Origin of the sequence: Pseudomonas vanderleydeniana, from assembly GCF_014268755.2 — a bacterium.
Taxonomy (GTDB): domain Bacteria; phylum Pseudomonadota; class Gammaproteobacteria; order Pseudomonadales; family Pseudomonadaceae; genus Aquipseudomonas; species Aquipseudomonas vanderleydeniana.
In genome coordinates this window covers 4,271,249-4,288,750 of sequence record NZ_CP077093.1, presented here as the reverse complement: position 1 = coordinate 4,288,750, position 17,502 = coordinate 4,271,249, and the positions used below count along the sequence as shown (strand labels likewise).

General features: G+C 62.7%; 16 protein-coding genes and 1 pseudogene. 8 read left to right on the top strand and 9 right to left on the bottom strand.

Annotation, left to right across the window (positions count from 1 at the left end):
• Genes HU752_RS19050 through HU752_RS19035 form a run of 4 tightly spaced genes read right to left on the bottom strand, consistent with a single transcriptional unit; the run spans position 1 to position 3,539 of the window.
• On the bottom strand, positions 1-1,179 hold the full coding sequence (locus HU752_RS19050; RefSeq protein WP_186679404.1) for a cytochrome D1 domain-containing protein: 1,179 nt from the start codon (positions 1,177-1,179) through the stop codon (positions 1-3).
• Positions 1,176-1,502, bottom strand: a complete 327-nt coding sequence (locus tag HU752_RS19045) for a c-type cytochrome (protein ID WP_186679405.1) — start codon at positions 1,500-1,502, stop codon at positions 1,176-1,178. The genes HU752_RS19050 and HU752_RS19045 overlap by 4 nt, the downstream gene beginning before the upstream one ends.
• Positions 1,503-1,517: 15 nt before the next feature.
• Complete coding sequence (locus tag HU752_RS19040; protein ID WP_186679406.1) at positions 1,518-1,832, bottom strand: c-type cytochrome; 315 nt, start codon at positions 1,830-1,832, stop codon at positions 1,518-1,520.
• A 24-nt stretch (positions 1,833-1,856) separates the two neighbouring features.
• Positions 1,857-3,539, bottom strand: a complete 1,683-nt coding sequence (locus HU752_RS19035; protein WP_186679407.1) for a nitrite reductase — start codon at positions 3,537-3,539, stop codon at positions 1,857-1,859.
• Between the two features lie 408 nt (positions 3,540-3,947).
• Between HU752_RS19035 and HU752_RS19030 the strand changes: the two genes are divergently transcribed.
• Both HU752_RS19030 and HU752_RS19025 read left to right on the top strand, forming a co-directional pair.
• Positions 3,948-5,138 carry an NnrS family protein gene (locus HU752_RS19030; RefSeq protein WP_186679408.1) on the top strand — a complete coding sequence of 397 codons (1,191 nt, stop codon included), beginning with the start codon at positions 3,948-3,950 and terminating at the stop codon, positions 5,136-5,138.
• Positions 5,139-5,169: 31 nt separating this feature from the next.
• Complete coding sequence (locus tag HU752_RS19025; RefSeq protein WP_186679409.1) at positions 5,170-5,607, top strand: CopD family copper resistance protein; 438 nt, start codon at positions 5,170-5,172, stop codon at positions 5,605-5,607.
• 52 nt (positions 5,608-5,659) lie between these two features.
• On the opposite strand, the pseudogene HU752_RS19020 reads toward HU752_RS19025, so the two are convergent.
• Positions 5,660-6,136: pseudogene (locus HU752_RS19020) on the bottom strand (hemerythrin domain-containing protein); the annotation flags it as partial.
• Between the two features lie 172 nt (positions 6,137-6,308).
• On the opposite strand from HU752_RS19020, the gene norR reads away from it, so the two are divergent.
• Positions 6,309-7,835 carry a nitric oxide reductase transcriptional regulator NorR gene (gene norR, locus HU752_RS19015; RefSeq protein WP_186679427.1) on the top strand — a complete coding sequence of 509 codons (1,527 nt, stop codon included), beginning with the start codon at positions 6,309-6,311 and terminating at the stop codon, positions 7,833-7,835.
• 3 nt (positions 7,836-7,838) lie between these two features.
• On the opposite strand, the gene HU752_RS19010 is transcribed toward norR, so the two are convergent.
• Positions 7,839-8,330: a winged helix-turn-helix transcriptional regulator gene (locus HU752_RS19010; RefSeq protein WP_186679429.1), complete on the bottom strand. Its 492-nt coding sequence runs from the start codon at positions 8,328-8,330 to the stop codon at positions 7,839-7,841.
• A gap of 113 nt (positions 8,331-8,443) precedes the next feature.
• Between HU752_RS19010 and fabF the strand changes: the two genes are divergently transcribed.
• From fabF to HU752_RS18995, 3 genes are all read left to right on the top strand, one after another.
• Positions 8,444-9,712 carry a beta-ketoacyl-ACP synthase II gene (gene fabF / locus HU752_RS19005; protein WP_186679431.1) on the top strand — a complete coding sequence of 423 codons (1,269 nt, stop codon included), beginning with the start codon at positions 8,444-8,446 and terminating at the stop codon, positions 9,710-9,712.
• Between the two features lie 150 nt (positions 9,713-9,862).
• Positions 9,863-10,477 carry an alpha/beta fold hydrolase gene (locus HU752_RS19000; protein WP_186679433.1) on the top strand — a complete coding sequence of 205 codons (615 nt, stop codon included), beginning with the start codon at positions 9,863-9,865 and terminating at the stop codon, positions 10,475-10,477.
• A gap of 207 nt (positions 10,478-10,684) precedes the next feature.
• Complete coding sequence (locus tag HU752_RS18995) at positions 10,685-11,746, top strand: alpha/beta fold hydrolase (RefSeq protein WP_186679434.1); 1,062 nt, start codon at positions 10,685-10,687, stop codon at positions 11,744-11,746.
• A 33-nt stretch (positions 11,747-11,779) separates the two neighbouring features.
• Here the strand turns inward: HU752_RS18995 and HU752_RS18990 are convergent, their stop codons facing one another.
• On the bottom strand, positions 11,780-12,265 hold the full coding sequence (locus tag HU752_RS18990) for a PaaI family thioesterase (protein WP_186679435.1): 486 nt from the start codon (positions 12,263-12,265) through the stop codon (positions 11,780-11,782).
• A 101-nt stretch (positions 12,266-12,366) separates the two neighbouring features.
• Between HU752_RS18990 and HU752_RS18985 the strand changes: the two genes are divergently transcribed.
• Positions 12,367-13,707 carry an aminotransferase-like domain-containing protein gene (locus tag HU752_RS18985; RefSeq protein ID WP_186679436.1) on the top strand — a complete coding sequence of 447 codons (1,341 nt, stop codon included), beginning with the start codon at positions 12,367-12,369 and terminating at the stop codon, positions 13,705-13,707.
• A 107-nt stretch (positions 13,708-13,814) separates the two neighbouring features.
• A complete protein-coding gene (locus HU752_RS18980; protein WP_186679437.1) occupies positions 13,815-14,993 on the top strand; it encodes a GGDEF domain-containing protein in 1,179 nt (392 codons plus the stop codon).
• A gap of 74 nt (positions 14,994-15,067) precedes the next feature.
• On the opposite strand, the gene HU752_RS18975 is transcribed toward HU752_RS18980, so the two are convergent.
• Positions 15,068-15,811, bottom strand: coding sequence for an apolipoprotein A1/A4/E family protein (locus tag HU752_RS18975; RefSeq protein ID WP_186679438.1), 744 nt, complete (start codon positions 15,809-15,811; stop codon positions 15,068-15,070).
• 679 nt (positions 15,812-16,490) lie between these two features.
• The gene (locus HU752_RS18970) at positions 16,491-17,411 is read right to left on the bottom strand and encodes a LysR family transcriptional regulator (protein WP_186679440.1); all 921 of its coding nucleotides are present in this window, start codon (positions 17,409-17,411) and stop codon (positions 16,491-16,493) included.
• Between the last annotated feature and the right edge of the window lie 91 nt (positions 17,412-17,502).

Genomic DNA, 17,502 nt, shown 5'->3' with positions numbered 1-17,502 from the left:
TCAGTACCCCATCCTTTGCGCGCGGCTGCTGAAGAAGATCCCGCTCGGCGCGCTGGCCGGCAGGCTGCCCAGGCGCTTGAGGCTGTACGGGTCCCAGACCTGGACCTGGTCACCGTCGCGTGCAGACAGCCACAACTGGTCGCCGCGGGCGGTGAACTCCATGTGCAGCACGGCCGGCCCCGGGCGCAGGTCGGCAACCAGGGCATGGGTTTCGGTGTCGATGACCTGCACCCGATCGTTGTCCGGGTAGGCGAAGTTGACCCACAGTTGGCGGCCGTCCGGGCGTGCGGTGACGAACACCGGTTGGCCGGCCACCGCGATGGTCGCTGTCTGCTGCCAGGTACGCGGGTCCATGACCAGCACCTGGTGGTGGCCGACGGCGGGCACGAAGGCCTGGTCGGCGGCCAGTGCCCAGCCTTCCAGGTGTGGCATCTTGTAGACCGGCAGCTTCTCCTCGCCACGGCCGTAGTGGCCGAGCACCCGTCGCACCCCGCGCTCGGGGTGCCAGAGGTCGAGCTGGGCCATGCCGTCCTCGCCAAACAGGCCTGCCATGTAGTAACGACCGTCAGGGGTGACCAGGGCATCGTAGGGCTGCTGGCCGATGTCCTTGTAACGCTCGATCCGCGGTGTGTGGCCCTGGCTGAAATCGGCGCTCCAGATCTCGCCGGTGTCGAACAGGCTGAACACGAAACGTCGCCCGGGGGCATCCACCAGCCCGACCACCCGTGAGCGCTTGCTGCCATCGGCCAGCGGTGTGGCGGGAATGTCGGCGACCTGCTGCAAGGTCGCGGCGTCGAAGACCTTGACGCCGCCGGGCACGTAGTTGGAGACCGCGATCAGCTTGCCGTCCTGGCTGATGGCGCCACCGATGCTGTTGCCGCCCTGGATGATCCGTCGGTCGAGTCGGCGTTCGAGCAGGTCGATCCTGCTCAGTCCGCCATCCCGGCCGAAGACGTAGGCGTAGCGCTGGTCGGGGGAGAACACCATCGAGGCATGGGACAGATCACCCAGCCCTTCGACACGAGCCAGTGCGGTCTGGTGGGTGCTTTCGATGATTTGCACGCTGCCGCTGGCGCGCTCCACCACCACGCCCAGGTCGCCAGTCCCTCGCGGGGCAACCTGGCTGCAGGCGGACAGCAGCAGGGCGGTCGTGGTGGAAAACAGGATGGAACGGATCATGGTGCGGGATATCCCTTCAGAAGTAGATCGACCAGCCAATGGATGTCCTCGTCGCTGAGCAGCGGTGCCCAGCCGGGCATTGCCGTGCCGGGACGACCAAGGGCGACGGTGGCGACCAGGCCGTCACGGGATTTGCCGGCCAGGGCCGTACGGGTCAGCTCGGGGCCGAGTCCGCCGGTCATGTGCAACCCGTGGCAGGCACCGCAGTCCTGGGCCAGCAGGTGTTCGAGTTGGGCCTGGCGCCGGCTGTCCGGCGCCGCGATCGCAGTGATGGACATGAGCAGGAGGGCGGTCGCAATCGTCAGTGGGTGGTGGAACTGCATGCGCCCTCCTGGTGGCTACTTGAGCGTCAACACCCAACTGGCGAGGGTCTTCGCTTCTTCCTCGGTGACCGGGTTGGCCGGCATGGGTATCGGCCCCCAGTTACCCTGTGTACCGTTCTTGATGTGCCCGGCGAGGGTGTCCACCGCGCCGCTCACGCCGGCATTCTTCGCCGCGACGTCCTTGAGCGAGGGGCCGACCAGCTTGCTGTCGAGGGCATGGCAGGCGCCGCAGGGTTTGCTCTTGAACAGTGCCTGTGCGTCCTGGGCGGCAGCGGGCTGGACACTCAGTGCGGCCCCCAGGACGAGCAGTGAAATCAGCGTATTTTTCATGACGATTCCTTGTATTGATGAGGCTCAATAGATGTCGTTCTGGGTGTTGTAGACGTTGAATTTTCCGGTCGGGGTGATCAGCCGCGGATCCTTGATCACGTCCTTGAGCTTGAGCGTCTTGTCATCGATGACCACCAGCGCCGATTCGTCCGACTGACTGCTCCAGACCGAGAACCAGACCTCGTCGCCGGCCTTGTTGTATTCCGGTTGCACCACGCGCATGGCGCCCTGCTTGAGGCCTGCATACTCGGCGATGGGCAGCGAGGTGTAGCCGGCATCGAGCTTGTCGAGGTTGAACACCGCCACCGACTGGCTGAGCTTGGGGTCCGGGTTGAAGGTGGTGTCGACGTACAGGTGGCGCGAGTTGGGGTGGGTCTTGATGAACAGCGAACCACCGCCCTGGCCCTTGAGCGAGGCCACCTGTTTCCAGGCGTATTGCGGGTGCTTGAGCGGGTCGGTGCCGATCAGCGAGATGGCGTCGTCACCCAGGTGGCTGGTGGCCCAGACCGGCCCGTACTGCGGATGCTCGAAGTTGGCGCCACGCCCTGGGTGCGGGGTCTTTCCGACATCCACCAGGGCGGTCAGCTTGCGCTCCCGGGAGTCGATCACCGCGACCTTGTTGGAGTTGTTGGCGGCCGTCATGAAGTAGCGGTGCGTACTGTCCCAGCCGCCGTCATGCAGGAACGGCGCGGCGTCGATGTAGGTGATGGTGAGGTTCTTGATGTCCTTGTAGTTGACCAGCATGACCTTGCCGGTTTCCTTGACGTTGACGATGAACTCCGGCCATTCGTGGGAGGCGATGATCGCCGCGACCCGGGGTTCGGGGTGATACTCCTGCTTGTCGACGGTCATGCCGCGGGTGGAAACGATCTGCCTGGGCTCCAGGGTTTCGCCGTCCATGAGGGTGAACTGCGGCGGCCAGTAGGCGCCGGCGATGGCGTACTTGTCCTCGTAGCCCTTGAACTTGGAGGTCTCCACCGAGCGGGCCTCGATGCCCACCTTGACCTCGGCGACCTTGGTCGGCTCCTCGGGCCACAGGTCGATCATGTCGATGCGTGCGTCGCGGCCGATCACCAGCAGGTAGCGGCCGGAGGCGGAGATGCGCGAGATGTGCACCGCGTAGCCGGTCTCGATGACCTTGACGATCCGCTTGCTGTCGCCGTCGATCAGGGCGACCTTGCCGTCGTCGCGCAGGGTCACCGAGAACAGGTTGGGCAGGTTGAGCTTGCTCAGTTGTTGCTTCGGGCGATCTTCGGGCTTGACCAGTACCTTCCAGGTTTTCAGCGTCTCGGCCATGCCCCATTCCGGTGGTGTGGGCGGCGTGTGCTGAATGAACTTGGCCATGGCCGTGATCTGTTCCTTGGTCAGCGCATTGGAGGTGCCCCAGTTCGGCATGCCGGCCGGTGAGCCGTAGGTGATCAGGGCCTCCAGGTAGGCCTGGCCACGGGCCTGGGTGATGTCCGGGGTCAGCGGCTTGCCGGTGGCGCCCTTGCGCAACACGCCATGGCAACCGGCGCAGCGCTGAAAGTAGATTTCCTTCGATGAGTCGAACTCGGCCTGGCTCAGGTCAGGTGCGCCGGCGGTCTTGACCATCGCTGGGGGGCTGGCGGTTTCGTCGGCACCAACGGCCTGGCCTGGTGCCAGGACCAGCGCCGAACTCAGGGCGGCGGCGGTCAGGGTGAAGGTTCTTCTAGGACTGATCAGCATTCCATTTCTCCTCAGACAGGGCCTTTCGATGCGCTGCGACGACAGCGCCGGCTCTTGATGCCAGCAAGGCTATGCCGGGGTGGGGCGGGGACCGTTTGACGGCGATCAAGGTTGTTGCCCGTGTGGTGGGGCGGGTTGTCGCAGGGCTGGGGATTCAAGGCGAGAAGGGTCTAAATGACCCTGGGCAAGCGAGTCGAAATAACCCTCCATGGGTCGAAATGACCTCTGTCGTCGCGCTCAGGGGCCCGGCCGGCCAGCATTGGCGGCATCGCGTGGTGGGGCATGCCGTTTGCACTGTTGATTTGTGACAAGGGTGTTCAGTCGCGAATGCCCGATGATTGCCACCTGGATTCACCCTCTGCTTGCGGATGAGTGTCAGGTCGGCGGCAAGGTAGAAGGAGTGGTTTTATGCAAGTGCTTGAGCGCAGCAAGGCGCTGGCGATCACACCGTTGTTCCGGCTGGCCTTCCGGCCATTTTTCCTGGCGGGCTGTGTGCTGGCGGCGCTGGTCATACCGCTGTGGCTGGCGGCCCTTGGCGGTTCGATCGATGACTGGACGCCGGCCGGTGGTTGGCTGGGCTGGCATCGGCATGAGTTGTTGTTCGGCTTTGGTCTGGCAATCATCGCCGGTTTCCTGCTGACCGCCGTGCAGACCTGGGCCGGTCGCCCCGGACTGTGCGGCAAGCCGCTGGCAGCGTTGGCGCTACTGTGGCTGGGCGCACGGCTGGCCTGGTTGATCAACGCGCCGTGGTGGCTGCTGGTGCCGTTGGAACTGGCCTTCCCGTTGGCGGTGGCCGGGGTCATGGGGCGTACGTTGTGGGCGGTGCGACAGCAGCGCAACTACCCGATCGTGGTGGTCCTGCTGTTGCTGGCCGGGGTCGACGCGGTGTCCTTGTACGGTCTGTCCGAGGGGCATGAAGGCTGGCAGCGCCAAGGCGTACTGGGTGGACTCTGGCTGGTGGCGGCGATGATGGGCCTGATCGGCGGGCGGGTCATTCCGTTCTTCACCCAGCGGGGCCTGGGGCGTACGCAGGGCGTTGCCGCCTGGCCCTGGTTGGACTGGCTGTTGCTGGTGGGCTCGGCACTGGCGGCGCTGGCTTATGCCTCGGGGTTGGCGCTGTCACCCAATGGCGGGGTCGGCGGGCTGTTCGCGATGCTGGCGGCGGGGCATGGGGTGCGCTTGGCGCGCTGGCAGGATCGGGCACTCTGGCGCGTGCCGTTGTTGTGGTCGTTGCACCTGGCCTACGGCTGGTTGGCGCTGGCCTGCCTGGTCGTCGCGCTGTGGCATTTCGGCGTGGCGTTGAACCCGAGCCTGGCCGTGCACTGCCTGACGGTCGGTGCCATGAGCGGCCTGATCCTGGCGATGATCGCGCGAGTCAGCCTCGGGCATACCGGGCGTGCACTGCAACCCCCATCGGGTATGACCCTGGCGTTCGTGTTGTTGAACCTGGCGTGCTTGAGTCGTGTCGTGCTGATCATTTTTTTCCCGCTGCCGGCACTCTGGCTGGCCGGGTTGTGCTGGACCCTGGCCTTCGCGCTGTATGCCTGGCGCTACGGGCCTATGCTGCTGCGGGCCCGGGTCGACGGCCACCCGGGATGAATGGACTGCTCATGGCCAAGGGAGGGCGCAGATGTACCCCTATTTGCTGGTGACACACCTGTTGGCGGCGATTGCCTTTATCGGGACGTTGTTCTTCGAAGTCCTGATCTGGCCGCCTGCTCGCCAGCAGTTGACGGATGCGGCCCGCTCGACGGCGGACCAGGCGATTGCCGCGCGTTCGCGCAAGGTGCTGCATGGCGTGGTGGTGCTGTTGTATGGCGCCGGTCTCGGTATGGCGTGGCACTACCGCGACGCACTGGGGCACCCCCTGGACAGCCGGTTCGGCCTGTTGCTGAGCCTGAAGATCCTGCTGGCGCTGAGCATCATCGGTCATTACCTGCTGCTGGCCCGCTGGCTGAGAAACGGACGCATAACGCCCTGCCGTGCCTTGCGCATTCGTCGCAGCATCCTCGGACACATGGTGTTGATCGTGATCCTGGCCAAGGCCATGTTCCTGTGGCATGGCTGAGACCGGTGGGAGGAGCCCTGCCCAGCGTTCGGCCGGCAGGGTTCCTGGAACATCAGCGGGCAGGGTTCAGGGCATTGGCGAACAGTACGTTGTTTTCCAGGTGGATGTGCTGCACCAGGTCGTCGTGAAAGGCCTGCAGTCCGTCATACAAGGTGCGCCAGGTGTGACAGGCGTCGACCGGAGGGGTGCACCCATGGGTCAGTGCCAGCAGCTTGTCCAGGGCCTGGGCATGCTGGTCGTGCTCGAACAGCATCACCTGGATCGGTGGCGCGGCCCGCGCTCCGAAGCCCTGTTGCAGCAGCGGGAAGAGCACATGTTCCTCCTTGCACATGTGGCTTTCGAGCTCCTGTTGCATGTCGGTCAGCAGGTCGGCCAGGCCGTCGGGGCAATGGGCATGCGTGCCATGCACCTGCTCGACCCGGCGCGCCAGGCGGACCAGCTCCGGCAGTTGTTCGCGATGTCGGGCGTGATAGCGCGTCAGCAGGTGAGAGATCAGTTGGGGCGCCGGTTCATCGCGCCAACTTTGTTCCAGCAGGGTCAGGCTCATCGGATTTCCTCATTTGTCCGTGCAGCGATCGACCAGGCCATTGCATCCACTATGCCAAGGGCCATGGGCTGATTTTGCTGGGTTTATTTTTGGTCGTGGTGGAATCGACCCGAAGCTTTTCGGGTCGATTCCACCCTTGAAGGTGATGATTACCATGCTGCGTGAAAGCCTGGCTGCCGACCTGATCGTCGAGCTGCCCAATGCCGTGCGGTTACAACGATTGGTCCAGACCCTGCACGAGTACTTCGGCAGTGGCGCGGTGTGCCTGTTGCGCCTGGATGGCGACAGCCTGCGGCCGGTGGCGACGGTCGGGCTGGTTCATGAGGCATTGGGACGTCGTTTCGTGATCGCCCAGCATCCGCGCCTGGCCGCGATCATGGCTTCGCGTGAGCCAACCTGGTTCGAGCCCGATAGCCGTCTGCCCGACCCCTATGACGGCCTGCTGGAAAACCCGGTCGGCGACTCGTTGCCGGTGCACGACTGCATGGGCGTGAGCCTTTACGTGGAAGGGCGGCCGTGGGGCGCGATCACCCTCGATGCCTTGCAGCCGGGCACCTTCGACTCGTGTGCCCAGGCCGAACTCAAGCGTTGCACCCTGCAGATCGAGGCGGCCGTGCGGGTCACCCGGCTCGAGCAGGATAACCGTGGCCTGCGCCTGTCCCGCCGTGACTTGCGCGATGCGGGCGGTGCAGTGGAAGACGGTGAGATCCTCGGGCAAAGCGAGGTGTTGCAACGGTTGCTCGACGAGCTGGATGTGTTGGCCGATGCCGACCTGCCGGTCTTGCTGCTGGGCGAGACCGGGGTTGGCAAGGAATTGTTTGCCCGGCGCCTGCATCGGCTGTCGCGGCGCAGCCACAAGCCGCTGATTCAGGTCAATTGCGCAGCCTTGCCCGAGTCCCTGGCCGAAAGCGAGTTGTTCGGGCACGTCAAGGGCGCCTTCTCCGGCGCCACCAGCGACCGTGCCGGTCGTTTCGACGCGGCCAGCGGTGGCACGCTGTTTCTCGATGAGGTCGGCGAGTTGCCACTCAGTGTCCAGGCCAAGCTGCTGCGCACCTTGCAGAATGGCGAGATCCAGCGCCTGGGCGAGGACCGGCCGCTGCATGTCGATGTACGCATCATCGCCGCCACCAACCGGCACCTGCCGGACAGTATTCGCGACGGTCTGTTTCGGGCCGACCTGTATCACCGGCTCTCGGTGTACCCGGTGCCAATCCCGGCGTTGCGTGAGCGGGGCCAGGATGTGCTGGTGCTGGCCGGGCATTTCCTGGAACTCAACCGGGCCCGGCTCGGCCTGCGCGGATTGCGCCTGTCGCCAGCAGCCGAGCGGGCGTTGCTGGCTTATACCTGGCCGGGCAATGTCCGCGAGCTGGAGCACGTCATCAGTCGCGCTGCGCTGAAGCTGCTCAGCCGTGGCGGGAGTCGCGCAGTGATCATGACACTGGGGCCGGACGTCCTTGATCTGGACAGCTCGCTTGCGCCAGCGACGGGTGTCGAAGATCCGTTGGAAGGGCTGGTGGCGGTGCCATTCCAGCCACTGGCCGATGCGGTCGACGACTGCCAGCGGCAGAAGGTGCTTCAGGCCCTGAGCCTGAGCGGGGAGAACTGGGCCGGTGCCGCACGGCTGCTGCAGGTGGATCCGAGCAACCTGCACAAACTGGCCCGGCGCCTGCGGCTCAAGTAGCGCTCAGGCGTCGTTGCGACGCCCCGAGAGACGCTCACGTATCTGTTCGCTGGCGGCCGGCCCGGGTTTCACGGTGGCGTTCTCCAGCGCCACCGGCCGGCCATCGGCGTCGTCCGCCAGCATGAAATGCAGCCGGCGTCCGCTGTCGCGCTCGACGATCTGCACGCTTTCACCCTCCGGCGCGTAATGGCGGTTGCCCCATTCCACCAGCGCCATCAGCACGACGCGAAAATCCCGGCCCTTGGCGGTCGGTATGTACTGGTAGCGCAAGGGGCGCTGGCTGTAGGCCTCGCGCTCGAGCAAACCGTCCTCCACCAGGCCGTTGAGGCGGCGGGTCAGCATGTTGGGGGCGATATCCAGGCTGCGGGAAAATTCGTCGAAGCGCTTCAGGCCCTGCAGGGCGTCACGCATGATCAGGATGTTCCACCACTCGCCAACCCGCTCGAGGCTGCGGGCGATCGGACATTCGGCATGGATCAGGGTTTTGCGCTGCATGGCGGCTCCTGCAGGGGAAATCTGCTTTTTGTCAGGTTGCATGTTACTTTCATAATGATAGTAACGTCCACAGGCCATTACCTGGTTCAATAACCTGAAGGAGTTGGATTGTCATGAACAAACGTATCGTTGTCACGGGCATGGGCGCACTGACCCCGTTGGGCTGTGGCGTGGAACCGGTCTGGCAGCGCCTGCTGGCCGGCCGGTCGGGGATACGACCGCTATCCCCGGAACTGGTCGGTGACCTGCCGATCAGCATTGGTGGCCAGGTTCCGGACCGCCTCCAGGACCCGGAGGCTGGCTTCGATCCTGACCAGCTACTGGCGGCCAAGGAGCAGCGCAAGATGGATCGCTTCATCCTGTTCGCGCTGGCGGCTGCCGAGCAGGCATTGACCCAGGCAGGCTGGGCTCCGGACATGCCGCAGGCACAGGCCCGTACCGGTACCATCATCGCCACCGGCGTGGGGGGCTTTCCGGCCATCGCCGACGCGGTGCGCACCACCGACAGCAAGGGGCCGCGACGCCTGTCGCCATTCACCATCCCCTCGTTCCTCGGCAACATGGCGGCCGGGCATGTCTCGATCCGTCATGGCTTCAAGGGCCCGCTCGGTACACCGGTGACGGCCTGTGCCGCGGGCGTCCAGGCCATTGGTGATGCGGCGCGGATGATTCGTGCCGCAGAGATCGACGTGGCGGTCTGCGGTGGGGCCGAGGCCTGCATCCACCGGGTCAGCCTGGCTGGCTTCGCCGCCGCGCGGGCGCTGTCGAGTGATTTCAATGATGCCCCGCAACGAGCCTCCCGCCCTTTCGACCAGGCTCGCGACGGCTTCGTCATGGGCGAGGGCGCTGGCCTGCTGGTGATCGAGGAGCTGGAGCATGCCCTGGCCCGTGGCGCGACCCCGCTGGCGGAACTGGTGGGCTATGGCACCAGTGCCGACGCCTATCACATGACCGCCGGCCCCGAGGACGGTGACGGTGCTCGTCGGGCCATGGAGCAGGCGTTGTTGCAGGCCGGTATCGAACCTGCGCAGGTGGGGCACCTGAATGCCCATGCCACCTCGACGCCAGTGGGCGATAAGGGTGAGCTGGCGGCGATCAGGGCTGTATTCGGGAGCCAGGGCGGCCCGGCGATCAGCTCGACCAAGTCCGCCACCGGGCACCTGCTGGGGGCGGCAGGGGGGATCGAGGCGATCTTCACGGTGTTGGCGCTGCGCGACCAGGTGGCCCCCGCGACGCTCAACCTGGAGAACCCCGATGAGGCCGCCGAAGGCCTCGACCTGGTCCGTGGCCAGGCCCGCCAACTGTCAATGGACTATGCGCTGTCCAATGGCTTCGGGTTTGGTGGCGTGAATGCCAGCGTGGTGTTCAAACGCTGGATCTAGAGGTTGGATCTTGAATTCGGCGTCCCGCAGGAAAGGGACGTCGATCGTCCTGGCAGAGTTGATTGCACCCACGACGCGAATGCTCTGGCCCACATCCGAGACTATCTGCGATAGTCCCGCTCCGCGCGATTTCCAAGCAGGATGCATCGAATGAGCTTACTCCCGGAAAAACTCCTCTTCCTCCCGGGCGCCTCCGGTAATACCCGGTTCTGGCTCCCGGCCGCCGAGCGTATCGCCCATCCGGCGCAAGCGCTTCATTTCGGCTGGCCCGGTTTTGGCGATACGCCGGCCAACCCGAAAGTGAACGGCCTTGAGGACCTGGTCGACCTCGTACTGGGCGAGATCGACCGGCCTGCTGCCCTGGTGGCCCAATCCATGGGCGGTATCGTTGCGGTACGCGCAGCGCTCGAACGCCCCGATTTGATTACGCACCTGATCCTGACGGTTACTTCTGGCGGCGTGGACATGTCGGCCTTTGGCGCTGAAGACTGGCGAGCGGATTTCGCCGCCACCTATCCAGGCCTGCCGCGCTGGTTCCTGGACGAGCAGCGCGATCTCTCGGCACGCATGGCCGAGTTGCGCATGCCGGTCCTGCTGCTTTGGGGAGACGCCGATCCGATCAGTCCGGTCGGGGTTGGGCAGCGCCTGGCGCAGTTGCTGCCAAACGCCGACTTGCAGGTGTTCGCTGGAGGTGGCCATGACCTGGGACATACTCATGCGGTGGAAGTCGCGGCGCTGATCGAGTCGCACCTGAGACGTGTCTGAAGGGGGCGGCCGGTTTGAGGTTTGCAAGGCAGGTGATTGATAGGTGGTTGTGTATCAGAGTGTATCCATACCGCAGACCGATACACAGGCTTTCCCAATGACCAGGGATTAGACACAGGCCGGATACGTCGAGGGGGTCAAATGCATCCAAGGTTTGAAGGGCGTCATCCAGACCCCTGACCAATGGCTGGCAACGGAGAGATCACCATGAAGAAGGCACTGCACAACAAAAACGGTAATGGCCGCCGCCTGGCCGGCTCGTCGATGCTCGCACTCGCCCTGTTCGGCATTTTCGGTGTGGCCCAGACGCAAACGGCTGCCGCCGCGCAGGTCGATGCGAGCAGTGCCAGTGCTTCCCATGCTGCCCCTTCGCCTTTCGGCCCGCTCAAGCACATCAAGGCCGGGTTGCTCGACGTGGCCTATGCCGAAACCGGCCCGGCCAACGGCCCGGTGGTGATCCTGCTGCACGGCTGGCCGTACGACATTCACAGCTACGACGAAGTTGCACCGTTGCTGGCCGCCAAGGGCTACCGGGTGCTGATGCCTTATGCCCGTGGCTACGGCGACACGCACTTCCTCTCTGAGAAAACCCTGCGCAACGGTCAGCCCGCCGCGTTGGCCAGTGACGTCATCGACTTCATGGATGCGCTGCAGATCAAGAAGGCCGTGCTCGGTGGCTACGACTGGGGTGCGCGCTCGGCGGACATCGTCTCGGCGCTGTGGCCGGAGCGGGTCAAGGCCCTGGTCTCGGTCAGCGGTTACCTGATCGGCAACCAGGCGGCTGGCAAGAACCCGTTGCCGCCCAAGGCCGAATTGCAATGGTGGTACCAGTTCTACTTCGCCACTGACCGCGGTCGTGCCGGCTACGAGAAGAACACCCATGATTTTGCCAAGTTGATCTGGCAGACGGCTTCGCCGAAGTGGGCGTTCGATGATGCCACCTATGACCGCAGCGCCAAGGCCCTGGAAAACCCCGATCACGTTGACATCACGGTGTTCAACTACCGCTGGCGTCTGGGCCTGGTCCAGGGTGAGCCGCAGTACGAGGCGCTGGAGCAGAAGCTGGCCACGGCGCCTTCGATCAGCGTGCCGACCATCACCCTGGAGGGCGACGCCAACGGTGCTCCGCATCCGGCACCCGAGGATTACGCCAAGCGCTTCACCGGCAAGTACGAATTCCGCCTGATCAACGGCGGCATCGGCCACAACCTGCCGCAGGAGGCGCCAGAAGCGTTCGCCAAGGCGGTGATCGACGCGGACCACCTCTGACCCGCCTGATGCCCACCCCTGAGCTGCGCACGTTCATCGCCCCCGGGCCTGCTCGTCGCGCAGCGTCATTACCGTACTGCTGACACTGGCAACGAGCTTGCCGTCTTCACGTTCGATCTCGCAAAGATAATGACTGATCGTCCGGCCCTGGTGGACTGCCCGGGCTCGGGCGATCAGTCGTGATTGCCAGACAGGGCGCAGGAACGTCGCCTTCAGGTCGATACTGGTAAAACTCTCCGTTTCCCGCATCAGCGTCGAGTGTGCCGTACCGATGGCGGCATCTGCCAACTCGCACAACAGCCCCCCGTGGACCGTACCTTGCTGGTTGCCATGCAGTGCCGCATCGGCATCGAGCTCCAGGGTGGCCGTGGCCTCGCCGATGGCGACCAGGCGAAAGCCCAGCAGGCGTGAAATCGCCGTCGGGTAGCGCATGTGGGTGGCATCGTCGGCGGCCAGCGTGCTGTCCAGTTGGCGTTGCAGGTAATCCAGTACGGGGAGCGGGTGGGCGAGGGTGTTCATGCAACCTCCGGTCAGATGAGTATCGTCATTGAACGACTGGGCGGTTGGAGTGTGTCTGTCTAGAATGGAACAATCAAAAAATTGTCCTAGGGACATTGCCCGTGGCTGCATCTCCCGTTTCTCTGGCGCTCGAGACTCTGATTGCGGATATCCGCAGCGGCCGTTTACCCCCTGGCACTGCATTGCCCACCCATCGTCAACTGGCCAGCCGGCATGGCATGGCGATCGCCTCGGCCAGCAAGGTCTACGCTCAGCTCAAATCCATGGGACTGGTCGTGGGCGAGACGGGGCGAGGCACCTTCGTGCGCGATCGTCCACGTCAACGCGAGTGGGACAGTGGCGATGAGGCCCGACTGAGTGCCGGCGCGATCGACCTGTCGTTCAATCATCCCGTCTGGCCTGGCCAGGCAGATCAATTGCGCAGCCTGCTGCGTGAGCTGGCGGGCAGCGGTGACTTGGCGGCGCTGATGCACCAGCAACCACCGGGTGGCCGGCGCCACGAGCGGCGGATCGTCAGCGATTTCCTCGCCAGGGAGCGCGGCCTGACGGTGGAAACCGAGCAGGTGTTGCTGGTCAACGGTGCCCAGCAGGGGCTGGACATCTGTGTGCGTGCCTTGCTCCAGCCTCACGATGTGGTGGCTGTCGATGCCTTGACCTATCCCGGCTTCAAGATGCTGGCCGGTGTGCAGAGGCTGGCTTTGCAACCGGTTCCCGGATTGCCCGGGGGACCGGACTTGGAAGCGCTCGACGCATTGTGCCGACAGCAGCGGGTCCGGGCGATCTACGCCATGCCCACGTTGCACAACCCGTTGGGCTGGGTGTTGGACATGAACCAGCGTCAGCGGCTGGTCGCCATAGCCCGGCAGCATGACTGCCTGTTGATCGAGGATGCCAGCTACACGTACTTGGCGGATGATGCGCCGCCTGCGCTGGCGACATTGGCGCCCGAGCGCACGCTTTACGTTTCCAGCCTGTCCAAGAGCCTGGCCAGCGGACTGCGTTTCGGCTTTATCGTGGTGCCTCCCGCCTATCGCGCGCGGGTGAAGGAGGTGATTCGAGCCAGTTCCTGGAGCATGCCGAGCGTGATCACGGCCATGGCGACGCGCTGGATCGCCGATGGTACGGCAGCCCGTCAGGAGCGCTGGCTGCGTGACGAGGCGCGCCGTCGACAGGCGATTGCCCGGCAGGTGTTTGCTGGCATGGAAGTTGTTGCTCATCCGGCGTCGTTGTTTCTTTGGCTACGCTTGCCTGGCGAGCTGCGCATGGACCGGATCGCCACCGCCTTGGCTGAAAACGGTATTGCCGTCTCCAAGGCCGAGGCCTATGCGACCACCCGACATGCGCCCCATGCCTTGAGGTTGGGGCTCGGTTCGGTGCTTTCGATGCAACTGGAGTCCGTTCTGGTGCGCGTCCGACAGGTCATCGAAGGTTTTCCGATCTAGTCTGTCTGTCAGAAAGTTGGCAAAAAGCCATCTCTGGAAAAGCTGGCGGCAGGGAAAAGCATTACTATTGACACTTTTGTTCCGTAAGTAGAAAGGCTAGTCCGTATATGTCGCTTGACCCCACCACGATGTTGACACTCACGATTGCCCTGGCGGCCGCTGCCGCGCTGTACCTGGCGATCGAGTGGCGCAGCGTTCGTGAGCCATCGTTGCTGTTCTGGAGCTCGGGTTTTGCAACCATCAGTATCGGCTCGACACTCGCCCTGTTGCGAGGCAGTGGTTTTCTGCTGATCGGGATCTGGTTTGCCAACGGCCTGCTCGTCACCGCCCACTGGCTTTTCCTGATGGGCGTTGCGCGATTCACGGAAACACGTCTCTCCCGTATCTGGTTCCTGGTTGTCGTGGTCTGGGTTGCCATGCTGTTGCTGCCCAATGATCCCTCGTGGTCGAAGATCATGATGCTGGTCAACTCGCTGATGGTGTCCCTGGTGACCCTGCGTGCCAGTTTTCTGCTGCGCCCGCACGGCAACTCGTTGAGCGTGGGGGCCGTGCAACTGCGTTATGTCCTGTTGATCCACGGGGTTTTCTATCTGATGAAGGCGCTGTCGACGATCCTTCCAGGCACCTTGATCGACCTTGCCGCGTTTCGTGGCGAGATCATCCAGATTTCCCTGGTCGAGGGCGTGATGGCAGTCATGCTGATCGCGTTGTCGATGACCGGTACCGAGCGCTATCGCCGGGAGAAGCGGATCGCGCGGCTGGCGGCTCGTGATCCACTGACCGCGCTGTACAACCGCCGCGCCCTGGAAGTACGTGCCCCACGGCTGTTCGAAGAGGTCTCGGGTGCTCGACCGGGGGCCTTGCTGCTGATCGATGTCGACCACTTCAAGCAGATCAACGACCTCTACGGCCACACCGCCGGGGACCGGTTGCTCGTCGCGCTGAGCGAGATGATTCGTTCGATATTGCCTGAAGGTGCGCTGGCCGCCCGTCTGGGAGGGGACGAATTCGTTATCCTGTTGAGCGACACCTCGCACGAGCAGGTGGTGCACTTGGGCGATGTGTTGCGTGAGCAGTTCTATCAGAACGTTCACCAGACCTTCAACACCCCTCAAGCGGTAACCCTGAGTATTGGTGCCAATCTCTTCGACCAGCCGCCCAGCAGCCTGGCGGCCCTGATCGAGCAGAGCGATGCAGCACTTTACGATTCCAAGCGGGGTGGGCGTGACAGCATTCGCCTGATCGACCGGACCACGCCTGGCAGTGAGGTGCTACCCGCGTCCTGATTCGCTGCAATGGTCAATCGAGGTAAAAGTGAGAAAGCGGCGGCCACAAGGACGAGGCTGCTTGGCTGAAACCGCTATTTTCCAAAAACCATGTCGAAGGCCAACCGGCCCAGCGGAAGCATCAGGACCGCAAAGATGATCCCGAGCTGCCAGTACACGAGTTTGAATCTCGACTCGGTATCCATCTTCAGTTCAGTGATCGATGTCTTCAGCGTGTATCCCTGGTCCTTGATGGCTGCGCGCAGCTCATTGCTCTGGTTCTCCATGGCTGCACGCAGTTCACTGCCTTGCTTCTCCATGGCTGTGCGCAGTTCATTGCCTTGCTTCTCCATGGCTGTGCGCAGTTCATTGCCTTGCTTCTCCATGGCTGCACGCAGTTCACTGCCTTGCTTCGCCATTGCTGTGCGCAGTTCATTGCCTTGCTTCTCCATGTCTGTACGCAGCTCATTGCCTCGCTTCTCCAATGCAAGGTGAAACTCACTGCCTTGTTTTTCCAGGGCAAGCCGAAACTCACTACCTTGCTCCTGCAGCGATGCTCGCAGCTCGTGGCCCTGGTCCTTGATTTCAGAGCGCAGCTCGATGCGCTGTTGGTCGATCAGCGCTCGTAATTGATTGCCTTGCTCCCTGATTTCCGCTCGCAGTTCAGTACGCTGCGTGGAGACGGTCCTGGTCAGCACGGCAATCTGTTCACCCTGCTGTCTGACCGAGGTCTGCAGCTCCATGATCGAGCCGCGCAAGCTATGTCCCAGCTCGGCAATCCTTTGAGTCAGATGCTTCTCGGTGCGGATCAGGGTGGATCGGGATACGAGGTTTTGCATTTCGCTCTCCGGGCCGCGTCGATGGGGTCTGGTCCTTTGTGTGGCCTGTTCACGGGATGTCAGCACGTCGTTCATATCCTGGCCTTGAAGATAGAAGCTGCTTGCGGAGTGTTTTATCCCGGACAGCAACCCTGATCAGATAATCGATCCAAACTCCCTGAACGAGATAGTCAGTGCATTCTCGGGGGGTTGTAAGAAAATACTTCGCTGATCGTGTGCAAAGGAACGGCCAATGTTTCCAAGGTTTTGCGGGTTACAAGGGGGCGAGTCCATTTAGGCTTATTGAGCCTGGCGCATCGGGAGTTCAGTTGTCCTACGATTGGCGCCACCAGGCCAAGCGCGTATTTGCAAAAAAATGTAAGCCAAGTGATGACGCCAATATATTGCCGGCGGCGTTTGTCTACTTGGAAAAGGTCCGGGAAACAGCCGGGTGATTCAGAACCGATGCAAGAGCATCTAAGAGGATGTCTGTCGGGGGGATAGACATGGATGTCGATTTTGGCGTCTGTGGATAGAGGATTGGGCAGATTGTCTGACGTTCCCAACTAACGGCAGACATCTGCGAGTCCTGTGTATGCTACTGCTAATCAATTGCACTCATTGAGTGCGACGCGCTTGATGAAACCGGGAGCGAGGCCGGCGCCAGGGAGGTTACCGGCCAGGCAGGAGGCGCACCTGCTCAGGCGCACACCTTGGCGATCTGCTCGCGCAGCCAGGCATTGGCGCTGTTCTGGCCGGCCTTGCGGTCCCAGAGCATGTCCATGGTGAAGCTGGGAAGGCCCGCCGGTGGCTTGCAGAGAGCGAATTTCGCTTCATTGCAGATCAGCATCTGGATGCGCCGTGGCAGAGTCAGGATCAGGTCCGTTCCATTGATCATCTCCAGTGCCGCTACATAACTGTTGGCCCGGGCAACGATCTGCCGGATATAACCTTGTTTGCCAAGCCAGCCGTCGACCATGTTGGTATCCGACATCCAGGGCGTTGGGAATATATGCTGGCGGGCGACGAAACTTTCGAGATTAAACTTGTTCCCAGCTGGCGCAAAGCTCTTGTCGACCACGCAGACCAGATCATCATCCAGCAGTATCTTGGATTTGAAACTTTTGGCGTCGGGGTGGAAGTTTGGGCCGGAACAGATAACCAGGTCGAAGCGGCCGTCCGAGAGTTTCTCTACAGGGATGTCCTTGTGAAACTTATGAACATTGATAATGACTGGAAAACTGCTTTTGATAAAACTTTTAAGAAGTGTCGGGAGAATCAGTAGCTCAAAGTATTCAGGAGCACAGATATTGAAGACTATCTCTTTTTTCGCCGGGTCGAAGGGCTTGGTTTCGGAGTGACAGAGATTGATGCTCTTGATGATATTGGTGACATGGCTGTACATGCTGGTGGCCTTGCTGGTGGGCCACATGGCATTGCGGGTGTGGATGAACAGCTCGTCCTCGAAGCTGGTCCGCAGCTTCTTCAGGCAGTAGCTGACGGTGGACTGGCTGACGCAAAGGGTTTCGGATACCTCGGTGACGCTGCTCTGCTCATATATCGCGACGAATACCACCAGGTCCTGCATGTCCAGCTTTCTAAGCAAATTGCTATTGAGCATAAGAGATCCGTCTCGATGAAAATCCATTGGTATTACTTTCGTCATGATTTTAGTGTTTCGACGTATTTGTATATTAGCGGATGCAATTTAT